Source organism: Natrialba taiwanensis DSM 12281 (genome assembly GCF_000337595.1).
Lineage (GTDB): Archaea > Halobacteriota > Halobacteria > Halobacteriales > Natrialbaceae > Natrialba > Natrialba taiwanensis.
The window spans coordinates 64,149-81,609 of sequence record NZ_AOIL01000032.1 but is presented as its reverse complement, the minus strand read 5'-3'; the positions used below and the strand labels follow the sequence as shown (position 1 = coordinate 81,609).

At 58.5% G+C, this 17,461-nt stretch carries 11 protein-coding genes and 1 pseudogene; all 12 read right to left on the bottom strand.

Annotation, left to right across the window (positions count from 1 at the left end; genetic code table 11):
• Positions 1-51 precede the first annotated feature (51 nt).
• Positions 52-412: pseudogene (locus C484_RS22245) on the bottom strand (IS4 family transposase); the annotation flags it as partial.
• Between the two features lie 279 nt (positions 413-691).
• A complete protein-coding gene (locus C484_RS22240; RefSeq protein ID WP_006825688.1) occupies positions 692-1,762 on the bottom strand; it encodes a poly-gamma-glutamate hydrolase family protein in 1,071 nt (356 codons plus the stop codon).
• A gap of 150 nt (positions 1,763-1,912) precedes the next feature.
• On the bottom strand, positions 1,913-3,121 hold the full coding sequence (locus tag C484_RS09325) for a Mur ligase family protein (RefSeq protein WP_006825687.1): 1,209 nt from the start codon (positions 3,119-3,121) through the stop codon (positions 1,913-1,915).
• On the bottom strand, positions 3,118-4,272 hold the full coding sequence (locus C484_RS09320; protein ID WP_049915249.1) for a poly-gamma-glutamate biosynthesis protein PgsC/CapC: 1,155 nt from the start codon (positions 4,270-4,272) through the stop codon (positions 3,118-3,120). The genes C484_RS09325 and C484_RS09320 overlap by 4 nt, the downstream gene beginning before the upstream one ends.
• A 530-nt stretch (positions 4,273-4,802) precedes the next feature.
• Positions 4,803-9,857, bottom strand: coding sequence for a S8 family serine peptidase (locus C484_RS09315; protein ID WP_239640953.1), 5,055 nt, complete (start codon positions 9,855-9,857; stop codon positions 4,803-4,805).
• A 300-nt stretch (positions 9,858-10,157) separates the two neighbouring features.
• The gene (locus C484_RS09310) at positions 10,158-10,916 is read right to left on the bottom strand and encodes an SDR family NAD(P)-dependent oxidoreductase (RefSeq protein WP_083867318.1); all 759 of its coding nucleotides are present in this window, start codon (positions 10,914-10,916) and stop codon (positions 10,158-10,160) included.
• 59 nt (positions 10,917-10,975) lie between these two features.
• The gene (locus C484_RS09305; RefSeq protein WP_006825683.1) at positions 10,976-12,349 is read right to left on the bottom strand and encodes an aspartate aminotransferase family protein; all 1,374 of its coding nucleotides are present in this window, start codon (positions 12,347-12,349) and stop codon (positions 10,976-10,978) included.
• A 218-nt stretch (positions 12,350-12,567) separates the two neighbouring features.
• Complete coding sequence (locus C484_RS09300) at positions 12,568-13,875, bottom strand: M14-type cytosolic carboxypeptidase (RefSeq protein WP_239640952.1); 1,308 nt, start codon at positions 13,873-13,875, stop codon at positions 12,568-12,570.
• Between the two features lie 553 nt (positions 13,876-14,428).
• Positions 14,429-14,890, bottom strand: a complete 462-nt coding sequence (locus tag C484_RS09295; RefSeq protein WP_152422677.1) for a potassium transporter TrkG — start codon at positions 14,888-14,890, stop codon at positions 14,429-14,431.
• Positions 14,863-15,321, bottom strand: coding sequence for a potassium transporter TrkG (locus C484_RS09290; protein ID WP_338041832.1), 459 nt, complete (start codon positions 15,319-15,321; stop codon positions 14,863-14,865). Before C484_RS09290 ends, C484_RS09295 begins: the two co-directional genes overlap by 28 nt.
• Positions 15,322-15,529: 208 nt before the next feature.
• Positions 15,530-15,907 carry a hypothetical protein gene (locus C484_RS09285; protein WP_006825679.1) on the bottom strand — a complete coding sequence of 126 codons (378 nt, stop codon included), beginning with the start codon at positions 15,905-15,907 and terminating at the stop codon, positions 15,530-15,532.
• 19 nt (positions 15,908-15,926) lie between these two features.
• Positions 15,927-17,207 carry a cation:proton antiporter domain-containing protein gene (locus C484_RS09280; RefSeq protein WP_006825678.1) on the bottom strand — a complete coding sequence of 427 codons (1,281 nt, stop codon included), beginning with the start codon at positions 17,205-17,207 and terminating at the stop codon, positions 15,927-15,929.
• Between the last annotated feature and the right edge of the window lie 254 nt (positions 17,208-17,461).

The window sequence follows — 17,461 nt, the reverse complement described above, 5'->3', positions numbered from 1 at the left end:
CAATCGGATATAAATTTCACATGGGACTATGCATGACAAATCAAGCTAGCCGACTTCAGTGATGTACAGATGGTAGTCATCGGCGTCCGTAACGATAACGCCGACGACGCGAAACCGTTTCTCGTGACTGCGTCCCGCGTACTCTCTCCGGTCGAGTTCAACCTCGACTTCCACGTCGATGTACTTGCGGGAGAGTTCGTCTACGATGTCGAAGATTATCTTGCCTTCCAAGGGAAGGCGCGAACCGCCGATACTTGAAGGAGGCGAGATCGAAGATCGCTAACCGTCCTTCCAGCCACAATCCTGTCTCAAACTCTGTACTGTCGTGCGTTTTCTCGTCTGTGACGCTGAAGTGTTCGACCGTCTGGTCGGTGACGGTGTGGAGTAGGTGGAACTTCGCTCCAGCTACTTCTCGTGACGCACGTTTTCGCGTGATATGTCTGCCTCTTCGAGAAACACACTAACTGATCGATTGGCTCAGTACACGACAAGAAAGACGTAATCGGCAACATCTTCGGTTCACACGCTCTCTACACACTCCAGCAGCATAACGTACGAAGTCAAGTAACTAGACAGCGCCTCACAATAGAAGAGAGTACGTGGTAGAGTTCGCCCACGATTCGGCGACCGCGTACTGTTTCTGTTGGACGGTCACCGAGGAGCGAGTCTGTTCTTCTATTCAGTACTTCAGTTATACGCGCGATTCAAGGACGCCAGCGACGGCTTCAGCAATCTCCATACCGTACTGCTCTCGCGACTCTTCGTCTTGGCCGATCCAGATCGCACAGCGCATGGCGAGACGGTTCACTAGCGTATTGTCTCCATCGACACGGTACTCGTCAGTTCCCAGCACTGCGTTCAGGTCCGTTCCCTCGAGCGCATCGTTAATTGCATCACGAACCTCTTCGCGGAACGACTGGGGTGCCTGACCCCCAATCTGGATCGTGGGGTCGCAGGTACCGTGGAACGCAATTGCGTACTCGTATTCATTCTCGCTAACCTCCGCAAGTTCGGGATACGATGCCTCGGACATATTGTAGGACGGGACGTACCATCTGACGAACGCACCACTGCCGTTACGATATCCACGGGTGCCCCAGTGATCGACGTCGCCATTCAGTTCATCGACAACTGTCTCAGCTTGCTCGCCAGTATGTGGCTGCACGTCTCCGCCGTGGGGCGAGAGCACGATAACATCCGAGTCTGTTTGCTTGCTCACCTCAACGTAATCGTCCGATTCCTGAGCTTCCTCGACGCTCAGGTCCGGGTTGACGACCATTGGATTAACATCGACATCGACTTCGTCGTCATCGTTGATCGGGACAGACGCCTCTGGTCGTGGACAGGCCAGGCGGCAGTCTCCGAGATTTTCCTGGTCGCTATTGTTGACTTCCCAGTTACTATTGTTGAGGTCAAGGCGCGCCCGCGAGAGAGCGTTACCAGCAACCCCCGGCCCGTCTCCGGAGAGTTCACCCTGGATCGTGTAGACGGCGACCTCATCATCATTCCGTTGGACGCGGACCTGTTCGCCGACCGTTCGACCAACGTTGTTCAGTAGGTCAGACGTTGCGCTCAGATACGTGAAAGCGTCACCATCACCCGTTGATCCGGAGTCGGTCTTTCCAAGCGTCGTTTGCGTGAGTTCGCCGTCTCGGTCAACTGCCTTCTGGTTAACAGATTCGATGGTGTTCCTTCGTGAGGTTGCCTCGTATCCAGCAACGGCCCCACCGACCAGAAGAGGGGTACTTACTAGTCCGCCCATCAATGCGCGCCGTGTTGTATTACCAGACTGTTTTTCAGCCATGGTATTACATATTACCGATACCTATTAAAAATACCGTTTCTGTCCTAAAAATATTAGTATAGAAATATCTATATACAAAGGGGGAAGACGGCGGTTCGAGGGGGTGTGCTATCTGGTCACAACCGGCTGTTGCTCGGATTTTTCCCCACGAGTGAGGCCGACCAATTGGTCAGTATCGACCGTTCGAGCGTCGATCGCACGCTCAAGGTCGCGCATCCAGTCAGCAACTGTGTTGCCCATAATGATCACAGGGCGTTCCTCAGCGAGCAGCGAGCCAAGTACCTCGTCCGCAGGATCCTTCGTATCGTCGTGGATAATGACTGGGAAATCAGCCTTTTGACTGAACGCTTTCGTCGTCTCACCGGCGATGTGGACGTCGTCGATGGCACCATCCTCATAGAGTTCTGTAAGATAGTGTAAGAAGGACACTGTCCGTCCACGTCGATCACCTCGAAGATAGACAAACGGTGTAATCTTACCGATGGAGGGGTCCTTTGAGACCAGTGCCTGTCGGATCATCTCGGTACTTTGGACGTCGTTGACCTCGGCCGCATTGTGGATCCTTCCGTTGGAGAGACGAGTCCACTCAACGGACATCTTCTTCCGGTATACTGCGAGTTTGTCGTCTGATAGCGGATTCAGCCCGATCGCCCGAAGTATCTCATTGAGTGCATAAACTGATTCGATACCGGGGATGTTGGCGTACTTATCAGGGACAGAGACGTGACTTACGGTCGCGCCACGCCGCTCTACCTCAGTCTCGATGTACTCCTGTAAGTTCGGATCCTGTTCCGCGTTGACGACATGGGTCCCCTCTGGAATTGCTCTGACCAATCCTCGAGCTACTTTGTATCTGTCAGCACCCAACGTTGATAGATGGTCTTCGCGGATGTTACTCAAGACGACCACGTCGGGATGGGAAAACACACTGTTGAACATCCGCGTGGTGTAGGGACTAATCGCTTGATTCTCGAGGATCATCACGTCCTTCGGCGTGTGCTGCGAGAGTTCTCTCGCGTTTTCGTATAACCGGACTCGGGATCCGCGTAAGATAGGCTTCTTGACAGTGTTGTGGACCGTAATCGGGTTATTGCCAGTAATCTTCGCCATGACGTCGTACTCCCGGTCATAGAGAATATCGTGTGTCCACTTCGTGAGAGACGACTTCCCCCGGGTGCCGGAGATAACGATCTTGGCATCGATACCGTCGAGCCGACGTTTATGAGTTATCCCACGGAAGAGCGCTCGAGCGGTGTGTTTGATAGAGTTGCTGACACCGTTAGTGATGTCTTGGGTTGAGTATTGTTTTCCGCTCATGCAGATACCCCCCTAGCGTGGTGTTTCGCAACGGTCATACGGCGCTGTTCAAGCGTCCATACGCAATAGGCTGCGAGCACGAGTACGCTGACGATTACTGAGATTTCAGGTACTGATGGATCAGCTAAGAGGCCATCAGCTGTCGGGTCGATGAATAGTCTAACACCGACCAGTAGACTCGCGAATAGTCCTGCCGACAGACTGAGCGATTCGAATCGTTCGGCAGGTGCGACTCGGTGAAAATTATAGGCCCCAACCCCGGAGAGCAGAACCACGAAGAATAACGTGAATCCTGAAACCGTAGTTGTGGCTGACGCGATGAGTATCCCGGACATCATCGAAACGATAAGTCCGAGGTTCAACAGCGCCCGGCCGTAGATGAGTGTGAGTCTGTTGATGGCCGTGATGGCTGTAAAGGTGGCTGACAGCACAATTACGTACACTCCGACGGTCCACGCGTTCGTGAGTGCCATGGTGGCGAGGAGTGGGACAGCAACTAACCCACCCAGCCGAACGCCCCACCGAGAGTGCGCTGCCTCGGAGATCAGTAGGCCAAACCCGAGTAGAACGATCAGCCATATCTGGCCGACAACGCCCCCTGACGACGGAACTCCCTGGATAGCGTTGCGGAACGCTGCAATGTCTGATCCAGGAGTGAACAGCACAGAGGTTAATCCCGACCCCAATTGCGTGGCGACCGTAGGATTCACAATCGCCGCACCGAAGACGATGAGACCGGCAACCAATCCACCGCTCAATGCCAGGTCAGACCAGCGGTCTTCCGGCTCGAGTTTGTGGTAGTTGTAGGCCGTGATACCGGGGAGAACCGCGCCGAAGAACGCCATCTCTGAAATTCCGAGAGACCACGAGCTAATGATCACGTGGGCAGTGATTGGCGTGATTGCTCCAACGACAAGACTTGTGAGTAGCAACTGCCGCCCGTAGATAAGCGTGCGTGCTCGTATGATCCCAACGAGACAGTACGCGATGGCCCCGCTAATGAGAAACATCGGGAGTGCAACAAAGGAGTAAAGAGAGTAGACTGCGAGTAGCGGTGCTACAATCACACCACCTAACCGAAGTCCAGTCATATGAGTTACGACAGCCCCGATGGCGAGACCAACGATCATGACTAATGCGGCAGCAATCATAACTCGGTCACCTTCCAAAATCTGCATTTGCTGCATCGGCGGAGATTCATTCCAAGAATAGGTCAACTGCTATGAGACTTAAATCTTTATAACAAAATGCATTATTATACTCCTAAAATAGTGAAATAACAAAAATATCGACTATCATCTAGTAGTTAATTACTATATATAGTGAATGTCTCCAATTATACAATTAACAAGAAATCCATACAGTCACGGTGAAGAAGATATCTCAAGAGGATTGGGCACAGCATGCACCCGTTTCACACTACCCACAACACATTATTAATTATTCATAAATGGAGTCACTGTTGGACACATCTATTCCCACCCCATTTCTCTCGAGAAGAATACGCGATGAGCTACTGCTGTACTGCGGTTCTTCTCGTAGCTAAAGACGAATGCACGGCTGCAGTATGCAGATTTTGAACGGAATCGCCCATACGAACGGTGTTTCACAGCCGGATGGAGCTACCGATCCGCCATACCCCTCGAAAAAATCGGCGTCGTGAGTGGTGTATCAGAACCGCTCAGCCGAGCAGCGCGGTTCCAACGGACTGCATTCCGTGCCCGCCGCGGACCGGCAGGATCGAGACATCATCGGACGCTTCCACAGTAACCTCGCCGTCGACCATCTCCTGCAGCGTTGAGACCGTGTACTGGTAGGTACCCGGTTCGGTGTCGTTCTCGACCGCGTAGGTGAGCGACACCGTTTCCGATTCGCCGCCGTCGAGTTCAATCGTCGCCATCGAGTCGACGCCGGCCTCGCGGCGTTCGTCGGCCGATCGATCGCCGTCTTCGAGATCGATCTCGGCCGCCGTGGTGTCCCAGAACAGGAACACGTCCTGTTCGTCGAGTTCGTCGCCGGTGTTGGTGATCGTCGCGTTGATCGTCAGTTCGTCGCCGGAGTCGACGACATCCGGCCCGGCGAGTTCGGTGACTTCGAAGTACGCCGGGTCCGGCTCGCTGTCGTTCTCGACGGTCGTCTGTGCGGTCGCCGACGCGTTTGCCGAGGCGACGACGTGCTCGTACGTTCCCTCGGCGTCTGGAAGGTCGGCGGTGAACTCGAGCATCGCCGTCTCGTTCGCGTCGAGCGAGACGGTCGTCTCGGCGACGGTTTCGTTGTCGAATGCGTACGTCACGTTCTGCGTACCGGCGGCGTCGCCCGTGTTCTCGACCGTGGCATTGGCCGACACGGTCTCGCCCGGACCGGCCGTCGCGGGCGCGTCGAGTTCACTCACGTCGAAGGTTGCGTCGCCGCCGTCGTCGCCGTCGATCGTAATCGTCGTCGACTCGACCTCGTCGGCCGAGATGCCGTGTTCGTACTCGCCCGGCTCGTCGCCGGCAGGAATCTCGTAGGTGAACTCGACCGTCGTCGATTCGCCGCCGTTGAGCGTGACCGTCTCGGACAGTCCGTTCTGGGTGTCGATCACGTCGGGACCGAAGTCGGTGCCCGGCGGGAAGTAGAACACCGTACGGGTGTCCGTCTGGTCGCCGGTGTTGGTGACCGTCGCGTTGACGGTGATATTTTCACCAGGCGCGGCGGTGTCGGGTGCTGCGAGGTCGCCGACCTCGAAGTAGGTGCCGAGGGTGAGGTTGGCGATCGTCGTCTCGCCGGTCTCGACCTCGACGAACTCGACGTTCGAGTCGTCGTAGCCGTCGGCGGTCGCTCGGAGCGCGTTCGTGCCGGGCGTGACGTTCGTGATTTCGTAGTAGCCGCTCTCGTTCGTGGTCGCGTTGAACGCGCCGTTGTCGGCGTCGACGACGTTCGCTTCTGCGATCGGAATACCGGCGGCGTTCGTGACGTAGCCCTCGATCGAGCCGGCGGTGCGGTCGATCTCGAAGTCGACGCCGTCGACGTGCTCGCCAGGCGCAACGGTGATGACCTCCTCAGGTTCGAAGCCCGGCGGCGTGTCGGCGACATCGACGACGTACGTGCCGGCCGAGACGCCGTCGAGTTCGTACGTGCCGTTCTCGTCGGTCGTCGTCTCATAGACCTCGCCGTCGCCGTTCTCGGCGACGACCGTGACGTTTTCGACGGGTTTGCCGTCGTCACTCGCCGTGACCTCGCCGCTGATCGTTCCCGACAGCGTGTCGAGGGCGATGTCTTTCGTGACCGTCTCGTTTTCCGGTACGTCGACGGAGACGGTCCGATCTGTGTAGTTCTCGGCCGTGACCGTGAGCTCGTGTTCGCCCGCGGGGACGTTTGCGAGCCCGTACTGTCCGTCGGCGTCGGTCACGTTCGTGTAGGTCTCGTTTCCAGCTTCGAGTTCGACGCTGGCGTTTGCGATCGGCTCGTCGGTCGCAGCGTCGGCGACCGTTCCCTTGACGGCCCAGTTCGGGCCGTCGTCGATCGTGACCGAGACGAAGTCCTGTTCGTCCGCGCTGGCCACGATGTGGCTCGCATCGCCCGCCTCGGCGTCAGCGGGCACGGTATCCGAGAACGGTACCTGCTCGCTCTCTCCCGGCTCCAGGGAGACGAGGGTCGTATTGTCGACCGTCTCGGCCTCGGCCGTCACGCCGCCGGTCGTGGCGAACTCGACGGCGTTTGTCAGCAACTGGTTCGCCTCGTCGGTGAAGTCCGGTTCGTTGGTGAAGTAGTCGCGACCGGTGGCGGTGAGCAAGACTTCGCTGCCGTCGTCGCTGACGGCGACAGACGGACCGGCGTAGTCGCCGCCATAGTCGGCGGTCGCGAGCGTCGTGCCGCTGTAGTTGTCGAACCAGCTTCCCCAGGTCGTGGTCCCGGTGTACATCTCGACGGTGTCACCGGGCTCGCCGACGCCGGCGAAGACGGCGTGATCCTGGTCGATGTCGATCGTGACGGGATCGCTCGACGTGCCGAGTCCCTCGGAGTCGCGCTCCGCGGGATCTTCGCGGACGTTGTTGAGACGGAAGACGCCGTCAGCGTAGGTCTCCGCCGTGCCGCCCTGGTGCGAGTCGAGGTAGACCGCGCTCTGGGTCTCCTCGAGTTCGTCGAGGAAGTCCGACGCGATCGTGTCGCTGCCGAAGCGCTGGATGACGAACGTATCGTAGTCGTCCATCGCGTCGAGCAGCGTATCCGCAGTGACGACATCGACCGTGTAGGTGTCGTTGTTGAGCCGGTCGTCTAACACGCTAGCGACAGCCTCGCCCTGCGAGGTATCCGCAGCAACGTCGACGACAGCGACGTCGCCCTCGCCGAGTTCGTAGACGACCTCCTGGTCGCCCGGTGCGCCGCCGGTGTTCTCGACGACGGCGCTGACGTTGTAGGACTCGCCGGGCGCGAGTTCGGCCGGCGCGTCGGTGATGTCGACGCTGAAGAACGCTTCGTGGATATCGATCGTGTCCGTCGCCGCGTCATCCTCGGTGAAGACGCCGTGCTCGTAGGTCCCCGCCGAAACGTTCGCCGTGTCGGCTTCGAAGGAGACCGTCGCGTCGTCGCCGGGCGCGAGCGTGACGTTCTGTGCGAGGAGCGCGTCGTCCAGGTCGTCGAACCGGTACTCGACGGATTGGGTATCATCGACGTTCCCCGTGTTTTCGACCGTCGCGTTGACGGTAATCTCCTCGCCGCGGTCGGCTTCGGCCGGCGCGTCGAGGGACGTGACCTCGAAGTTCGAGGCCCGGACGGTGAACTCGGCGGACGCGTCGTCGTCCTCGCTCGTGACCGTAAGGGTGTATGTATCGCCGTCCATGGCCGCGGTGTCGAGTTCGACCGTGATCGTCGTCTCGGCCGGGTGGTCGATCGGATCGTCGACGCCGGGTGCGGCCATGTCGACGACTTCGGTTGCGACCGGTTCATCACTCGTGTCGTTCAGGGAGAGGTTGAGTTCCTGTACTGCCCCTTCGTCGCCGGGGTTTTCGAGGTCGACGGTGACCTCGAGTGTCTCGCCCTGGTCGACCTCGTCGGGAACGTCGAGGCCGGAAATCGTGATCTCACCCTCTGTGAGAGTGCCCTGAACCTTCTGCTGGAGCAGGTTCAGGTCGGTCGTGGTGACCTCGCCGTCACGGTCCAAATCAGCGAGTCCCTGGGCGAACGGCTCGGGCTCCATATCCTGCAGGTACTGCTGTGTCAGCTGCACGTCCTGCACGGTGAGTGACTCGTCCTGGTCGACGTCGCCGAGTTCGTACTCGAGCGCGCCTGCGGCGACCTCGTCGACGGCCGCATGGGCGTCGATGATGCCGTGGCCGTAGCGAACGTCTTTCTCGTCGGGTGCGTCGTCGGGTTTCCAGGCGGTTTCTTCGAGCGTCGACTGAACCTCCTCGGCGGTGAGATCGTCGTTTGCCCCGAGCATGAGCGCGATGACGCCCGACGTGTGCGGGGCGGCCATCGACGTGCCCGAGAGCGTGTCGTACTCGCCGCCGGGTGCGGCGCTCAGCACGTCCGCACCGGGTGCGGAGACGTCCGGTTTGATCCACTCGTCGGGCCACTCCGGATCCGGTTCGTCCCAGTTGTCGCCCGCGATCGTGTCGCCGCTCGAGAAGTCGGCGATGTTGCCGTCCTCGTCGGAGGCACCAATACCGAACGAGTCGTAGATGTTCGCTGGCGAACCGACACAGCCCTCGCCGGAGTTGCCGGCCGAGGTAACCGCCACGACGCCGGCGTCGTTAGCGTTCTGAATCGCCGGAATCCAGGCGTCGTCGTAGACCGGACCGAAGAGGCCACAGCCCGCGCCGAAGCTCATGCTGACGACGTCGGTGTCCATGTCTTCGATGACGTACTCGAAGCCGGCGAGCGTGTCCGAGTCGGCTCCCGACCCGCCGGGCAACACGAGTGCGTGCTGCAAGTCGACGTTCGGAGCGACGCCGTACGCGGGCGTCTCGCCGTCGGTCGGCGCATCGGCACCGACCGTACCGCCGACGTGCGTTCCGTGATAGTGCGTATCATGCGGCTCGGAGCCCTCGACCGGCTCACCGTCCGGGCCGATCTCGACCCAGCCGCCCGGATACGTCGGATCGTCCGCATCCTCGGTATAGAGGTCGAGGTCCGGGTGACTGACATCGAAGCCAGTGTCGAGCACTGCGACCTTGACATCCTCGCCCTGCGTGCCGAAGTCGTTCCACGTCTCGGACGCATTGACCTGCTCGAGGCCGTAGGTGAACTCGTCCGCGTCGGGAGTTGCGTCGGCGGCGGACTGGTTAACCGGCTCCGTCACCTGGTATTCCGGCTTGAGCTGAATCGTCCGCACGCCCTCGATCGACGCGAGTTCAGCCGTGTCGACGGCGGTCGTATCGACTTCGGCGCGGACGGCGTTCGTGATCCAGTAGGTGTTTATCACCTCGACGCCGGACAGAGTGTCTAAATCCGCCGTCACGGTGGCCTGTGACTCCGCCGCGAACTCCTTGAGGCGGGCGATCGCCTGCTCGCGGTCGTCGCCGAGTTCACCGTCGTACTGATCGAGGATGATGTAGACTTCCTCGGTCCCCTCTGCATTGTCGAGTGCGGGATCGACCGTTGCAGGGGCGGCCGATGTATCGGTTGATTGCGTTTCGATTCCCTCTGTTGCGACTGCACTGCCTGCCAGTCCGGCACCGGCGATCGCGACGAGCGAAAGCACCAGCAGCACGGAGAGCAGCACAGCCATGAACCGTTCTCGTATGTCTGTCATGTAGATGTGTCTCTTGAACCCCAGTAATTGCCACACAACGCGGATCTCACGTCTCTCCGGATTTTATTGATTTCTTGGTGTTATTTCACACTGCGTGATCACACTCGGAGGGAATCACGAACGGAGTGATATAATTAACGGATATTTGAATTACCAATTTTGTCTAGATATGCCCATTGGTATCCAATCGTCGACGTTCCGTGATCGGATGGAGGGTGAAATCACACACCCCACAACGCAGGAGAAGAGCGGAGTCACACCCCTGGCGTGGAAACCAGGCCGAAAGAGACAGAAAAATAGCTAGTCAGGGGACTCAACGAATCGGTCCGTGATCTTTCGCCAGAGTGATGGGAACCAGTCGATGAGTGTGAGGCCGAGCCTTGTTTTTCGGTCGGGCGTGATCACCGGTTGCGTCGATTCGACGTGACTGGCCAACTTGCGACCGACCGCCTCGGGTTCGGACGTCATCCACAACGGGTATTCAAGCCCGGCCACCATCTGCGTATTCGTCGTCGGTGGCACCATCAGGGTACACGAGACGCCGGTGTGGTGCAGTTCAAGCCGTAGTGAACGAACGAACGCCTTGATCGCTCCCTTCGTGGCGGCATATCCGGACAGCCCGGGATGACCGACATCGCCCGTCCCGGACCCCATGTTGTGGATGATACCGTCACCGCGATCCCGCATATGTGGGAGTACCGCCCGAATCATCCGCATGTATCCGAAGAAGTTCACCTCGAATTCACGGCGCGTCTGCTCCATCGCCAGCTCGCCAAACGGAGCAAAGTTGGAGATCCCGGCGTTGTTTACGAGAATATCGATTCGATCCCACGTCTCGATGACGCCGGAAACGGCGTCCTGTACGTCGTCCAGGTTCGTCACGTCACATTCGTAGTACCGGACGCGCTTCGGTTCGGTTTCCTGGAGCGATTCGAGATTTGCAACGGTACTGTCCAGCCCAGCGACCCGGTAGCCGTCGGCGACCAGCGACGTGAGCATGTGATAGCCAATACCCTCGTTCGCACCGGTAACGACAACGACTCTATTACTCTCAGACAATTGTATCCCGTCCGTTTCGCGTCCGGGATAACTATTCTACCGGTGGTGATGAATGTACGCTATCCTCGGGTGCATTCCTCGATCGCCTCACAGATGATCTCCGTTCCGACCTCGGCCTGTCGCCGGGTGAGCACCAGCGGCGGAATCAATCGCAAAACGTTCCCGTGACGCCCCGCACTCCACACCAGTACGCCGTTCTCGTAACAGTTCGTCTGGACCGCTTTGACGAGTTCATCGGCGGGACTGCCATCGTCGTCGACGAGTTCGACGCCGATGAACAGACCCTTCCCGCGAACGGCGGCAATTTCGGGCGTCGTCTCGGCGAGTTCCGCGAATCGGCCGCGGATGAACTCGCCGAGATCGGTCGCGTGCGAGAGGAGATCGTGTTCCTGAATGTATTCGATGGCGCGAATACCGCCGACCATCGCGGGCGCGTTACCGCGGAAGGTACCGACGTGGCCGCCGGGGCCCCACGTGTCGAAGTCTTCGTGATAGAGCATCGCACCGATCGGGAGTCCGGAGCCACCGAGGGCCTTGGCCATCGTGATCGCGTCGGGGGTGACGTCGAAATGGTCGGACGCGAACCACTCGCCGGTGCGCCCGAGCCCGGTCTGGATTTCGTCGACGATCAACAGCGCATCGTTGTCGTCGGCGATGTCCCGGAGGCCGCCCAAGAACTCGGCCGGGGGGACGTTGATACCGCCCTCGCCCTGGATCGGTTCGACCCAGATGCCGGCGGGGGATTCGTGACCGCCGTACGGGTCCTCGAATTTCCGTTTGACGGCGTCGAGTGCCCGGGAACAGGAGACGGCCTCGCTATCGCCGTCCGTCCCGGTAGCCGTGTCCGGGTAGGGCACGTGAACGGCATCGGCGAGCAACGGGCTGTAGTCGGTCTTGTACTTCCTGGCGGCGGTGAGGCTGAGCGCGCCGGCAGTCGTCCCGTGGTAGGCCCCTTCGAACGCCAGCAAGCCGTGGCGACCGGTGTGCTGTTTTGCGAGTTTGATCGAGCCCTCGATGGCGTCGCTCCCGCTCGGGCCGCCGAAGACGACGTTGCTCGACCCCTGAAGTCCACCGGGGGCGATTTCGCGCAGTTTATCGATGAGGTCAACCCGCGCTTCCGTCGGAAAGTCGATCGTGTGGGTGACGGCGTCCAACTGGTCTTTGACGCCATCGAGAACGTAGGGGTTGGAGTGGCCGACGTTCAATACGCCGATGCCGGCGAAGAAGTCGAGGAACGTATTCCCGTCGGCGTCACGGACCGTCGCACCGCGTGCTTCATCCAGTGCGATGGGGATCCGGCGCGGATACGCAACGGCATTGCTATCGACCTCGCGCTGGCGCTCCAACAGGTCGGTTGATCGAGGACCGGGAACGTCGTCGACAGTGGGTTCGTCACTGAAGTGTAGGTCGTCGATTGCTGGACCGATAGGCATATCAAAACTATCTCACGCATCCCACATATAGTTGACTCTTGTTCCATATATATAGATATAGTGAGACATCATCCAACAGAATTCGGGAGCGAACCGGTCATCCCCGCACGTTCAGCCGAGAGATTGGGTTGAATGGTCCGCATTGAACGACCAATCAGGACACATTACTCTGTTACCCACCTGATCCGTAGTGCGTAGCGTTTTCACGAGTTCTTATATCAGAGGAGATACTCCATCGGGTCGAAATTCTTTCCCCAAGGAAGACTACTGGGCAGTTCAACCGGATACGGATGCTCACCATAGGAACCTGATGGACAGGTGTTTTTCGGCGATCGACGACCACCCGATGGGGAGTCCTCCCGTGGAGCGACCTCGCTGAAGAAGTTTCGTCCTTCCGCTGCTAATTCTGCGGCCGCGTACTCGCGGTACGTCCACGCTTCGGTCACGACCATCACAGCATCAAACTCGTCGTTGATGAACGCGTACGCGGTACCATCTGTGGTGCTCGACCGTGTCGTATCTGGATACGAGAGTGAATGAGACGCAATCGCGTCGATCGTATCGAGATCGTCGCCATCGACAGCATCCTCACCGTAGACTACGGCGTCCCAGTCGGAGTTCGTTGTCGAATGGAAGTCGAATCCCCAATAGACATCGTCCAGATTCTCCCGCATGTAAGACATCATGTTCTCGATTTCAACCGGTGACTCCGTATTCCACTCACGGTTCAAATCGGATCCTTGTGGAGTGTGTCTGTGATGTCCCTCGTACATCCCGTCTGGATTCGCATTCGGAATGAAGTGGAAGCAGAACTCGTCTTCGAATGCAGCCTCTGCATCACAGAGGGTTTCGAGCACGTAGTCGATCGCGGCATCCATATGCCACGAGCCCTCCACTTCTCCGGGGTGTTGTCTCGTGATAGAAATGATATCCTCCTTCTCTTCGTCGGGGACATCCGGATTAGTGATACGAACCGCGTGCATATCCCGTCCATTCGCACTCTGGCCGATCACTTCCGTTTCCACAAATTTCGGATATCTACGCTCGAGTTCGGTCACTCGCTGCACCGTCTGCTGATACGGATAGGCTCTGTAGCCCGAGATATACACCTCATCGGAGTCGAATGTCTGGGAAAAGTCGTCCTTGACCTCATCGTCCATCCGGGTCCAGTCTCCGGATTCGAGGCTCGATGTATACAGAAGCCTGTAGTTCGCAGGCATTCTCGACTCGTCGAGATTTGTGATGTTAAACGAAACATCCGTATTCGCTGCTCCCTCGAGCCTGAAATGCATATACCCGAGGAAACTATACCCCGCGTCGTCGATATTGGTTAATTCTATGCGACCGTTTTCTTGATCGATCTCGACGCCACCGCCTGAATCGAAGTCCGTGGTCGCAGTTATCGAAGTTCCATCCTCGGCTCCGCTTGTGATACCACTCACCCCTACTGCACCCGTGAGACCCGCCACAGCCGTCCCACGAAGAAATCTTCGTCGGTCGAGTTCAGTACTGATTGTATCTGCCATTCCGCGAAAGTCAACCGCGGCGACATAGTTAGTAAACACCACCATTACAAATTGATGTAAATTATCTCCATCAAATAATGGCGATCTACCACCGGTTAAGCTTCAGAACAGCAATAGAGATCGGCACACCACCTCTAAGAATGCCATTCCCGCCGGAGAGGTTGCATAGTGTCTTTATTCAGAAATTCAAGGATATTTGACGGAGAATACTCGTAGAGTTCAGCCAGTTTCATGAGAACCAACTGGGCGTACGACCGGAAGGGCGTCTCTTCCACCGTTCTTTCGAGAGCGTGTGGTCGTCGCCTTGCTCTTCGGTATAGCCTACGCGTCCAGATCAGCATTCGAAGATCGATTCTCCGATCACGCTTGACGACTTCGCACTTGCGGGTAAGGACGTCAATTATCTCGGGGGAAACGGCGAAGTCAACAGAGTACTGGCTGTATCCGGAGAGAGGTTCGTTCACTCATTCTCACTCAACCGTCCGAAAGAACACCCTAGGTTAGCCCTCTGTCATGCGGTTTCGGTCCGTACCCGAACACAAGTGGTTTCAAATCATACCGAACCCCGGAGCAGTACGAGAACGGGAAGGATCGTCAGCCGTTCGACCCACATATTCCCGCTGAGAACTAATTTCACGGCCCGAGATCGACCCGGGGAAGTAAGACCGCTCGAGAGACCGACGTTCCTCTGTGCGCTTGCAACCTCGAAGACGACGTGCTGAAATGATTCGTTTTCGGGCGGAAGCAACACGAACAGAGCAATCATCCCACCAAGCAGGAATAGCAACCAGAGCACCAGAACGACCGACACGTTGTAGAAATTTGCCGAGACATGTTCGCCACTGATCTCGATATCTCTGGACGAATCGATCCCCGGAAACGGTTCCCCGATGCGTTCGATTACTCCCGCTTCGAGACTCACGACGCGGACGATCTTGACGCCGCTGACGGTCGATCCCTCCGAACCGCCCACGATCATCTCGACAGTTAGCAACAGCACCGCCCCCGGGACCACATCGAACCCAGATTCGTCGTCGAGAAGTCGGTGCAGGTGATCGCGGAAACGAATTGGAACGTCACCGTAATCGCGTCGTGAGCCGTCGAGCGAAGAGAATCCGTCGTAAACATAATGAGAGGGGCCAGCGTCGTCCCGCACGCGATAACGAGCAGCAGCCACTGCGTCTGCCGGTCCCTCGCGAATCCTTCGAGGCGACCCCGAAGCAAGAGGTAGTAGATCGGTAAAAGAGCGACCTGAATTCTGCGGCTCCCATACGTCGCGATACTGTTATCGGTGACGGCGAACCCGCCGGTCGATAGGCCGGTCATTCCGTGGTTGATGGCGTCCCACGGCGGCATTCCGGCTACCCGGAGAAGAATAATTGCGAGTAGCGTGAAGACGGTAAACGCCCCACCATCGCCGTCGGATCGGGGATTTCGTCCCCGGATCGGCCCAGCGGTAAGCGCTCCTCGTAGTACTGGTCAAGCACCCCGCCGTCGGACCGTCGAACGACCGTGAGGATCAGGACGGTGACGCCAATTCCGCCGAGCCATTCAGTGAGCGACCGCCACCACTGCAGCGTTGCCGGCAGTCGGTCGCACTCCGCGTCACCGACAGTCCCGGTCCCGTGATCCCGTTGAAACCCTCGAACAACGGTTAGTCGGAGAGAGAAACGCGCGCATCGTCGGATTCATCGGGGGCGGTGTGACGCCACCCGGGTCGAGAGCGATGGTGAGGGCGATAAGCGCGAACGGGAGTGCACTGAGCAACCCCACGGCACCAGACGAGTGCCGTGGACGCAAACGCTTGCGCAGAGGACGTCTCCTCAGTGCCTGACGTACCGTAGCGGAGTACCCTACCGACGCCGAAGACGACCGTCGCTGAGAGCAACTCGGCCGGAATCGCGTAGTACTCGTCCCTGATGACTGAGACCACAACGAGACTCAAAACGACGGCGGCGAACCTGGTTAGAACCACATCAAGAGTTCGCACGATCGGATCGTACCACCGTCTCTGAGAATCGTCGATATCCATATCCGTTCTCCCAAGTGCATTATCCCTCCACGAACGCCGACGATTGGTCGTCGTCGGCCGCCTGCGGATGATCGCGGTCGATCACCTGCCCGTACAATTTCGTAAACGGCGTCGCCGTAACGCCGTGAACCAGCACCGAACTCGCGATAATGAGAGTGGACGCGCTCCAGACGAGTTCAATACCGAGGATTCGGTGGGCCACCGTGGCGTAAAAGAGCGCCGCGATGCCGATCGGGCCGAACCAGCCCGCAAAAAGCGCATCTCGACCGTCGTTGATCGGCCGGATGAACCGGTGGAACAGGAGCATCATCGGCAGTCGGCGCAGGAGCAAGACGCTCGCCGCGAGGGTGATCCCGGCCCACCCCAGCGCGAACCACTCGGATATCGGGATCGCCATGCCGAAGAAGACGAAAACTGGGAACGTGAACAGCCGAAGCACCGTCTCCTGAACTTTCTGCTCGTCAGCCTCGTCACTGGCGTCTGCGAACCGGTTGAACAGCAATCCGGCCACGAACGCCGCGAGGATGCCGTCGCTTCCGAGGAGTTTGACCCCGCCTAACACGGCAAACGTGAAGGCAACGGTCACGCTGAGCAACGAGGTCTCCTCGAGAAAATCGTGTTCGTGGGATTTGCGTTCGATCCAGCCGGCGGCCGCCCCGACGGCAGCCCCGATCACCACGGCCGTCCCGATTTCCCAGAGTACCGTCGAGAGCAGCCACTCGGTAATCGCTCGCTCGGAAGAATGCTGGAGGACGAGAAGCGGGAGAAAGACGATCGGATACGCGAGCCCGTCGTTCGCGCCCGCTTCGCCGCTGAGGAGATTTCGGACCGACGCCGGGATATCCCGCTCCGCGAGGGATCCAATCACGATCGTTCCGGCGAGGACCGGATCCGTCGGCGTAATGATCGCCCCGATAAGCAGTGCAGTCCAGAGTGAAACCCCCAGAAAGAAAAAGACGAGGAGTCCGCTCACGAGCCACATCACGATCATTCCGGGGAGGAGGACAATCGCCATCGAACGGACGCGCTCTCTGAAGTATCGCTGGGGAAGCCGAAGCGCCGCGGCCATAACGGCCAACCCGACCGTGAGGCGGGCGAACTGTTCTACAATCAGAAACGGGTCGCCCCACTCCGCAAGCGCGAGTAGATCCGCTCCGAAGGGACCGATCACGACCCCCAGAATCACCGCCACCATCGGTTCCGAGAGAACGTAAATCTTGTTTCGCATCAGCCCGGCGACGAGGCTCAGTAGCAACGTGAGTCCACCGATCGTGACGAGCGCGATGTTGAGGTCTTGCATGCGAGCAAATCTCACATCAAGCGGCGTCGAAGATGGGTCCGTCCAGAAGACGGACACGTACGGAAACGTATTCTCCCTCTCGGGATAGTAGTATTCCCTGCAAGCGTCAAACCGCGTCTTCCGGTCGTCGTCCCGGATCCGAACGAGAGTCCCTCGAATACGACATCGAACAAGAGTCCCGAACACGACATCGAACACGAGGCGCATCGGGAGACGTTACCGAAGACGTGCGAAGAGTCGAAGAGAGGGATTAT

Bases quoted from the DNA above. Each gene is read 5' to 3' on its own strand.
- C484_RS22240 (WP_006825688.1), bottom strand. From the start codon at position 1,762: ATGGGCGGACTAGTAAGTACCCCTCTTCTGGTCGGTGGGGCCGTTGCT.
- C484_RS09325 (WP_006825687.1), bottom strand. From the start codon at position 3,121: ATGAGCGGAAAACAATACTCAACCCAAGACATCACTAACGGTGTCAGC.
- C484_RS09320 (WP_049915249.1), bottom strand. From the start codon at position 4,272: ATGATTGCTGCCGCATTAGTCATGATCGTTGGTCTCGCCATCGGGGCT.
- C484_RS09315 (WP_239640953.1), bottom strand. From the start codon at position 9,857: ATGACAGACATACGAGAACGGTTCATGGCTGTGCTGCTCTCCGTGCTG.
- C484_RS09305 (WP_006825683.1), bottom strand. From the start codon at position 12,349: ATGCCTATCGGTCCAGCAATCGACGACCTACACTTCAGTGACGAACCC.
- C484_RS09300 (WP_239640952.1), bottom strand. From the start codon at position 13,875: ATGGCAGATACAATCAGTACTGAACTCGACCGACGAAGATTTCTTCGT.
- C484_RS09285 (WP_006825679.1), bottom strand. From the start codon at position 15,907: ATGGATATCGACGATTCTCAGAGACGGTGGTACGATCCGATCGTGCGA.
- C484_RS09280 (WP_006825678.1), bottom strand. From the start codon at position 17,207: ATGCAAGACCTCAACATCGCGCTCGTCACGATCGGTGGACTCACGTTG.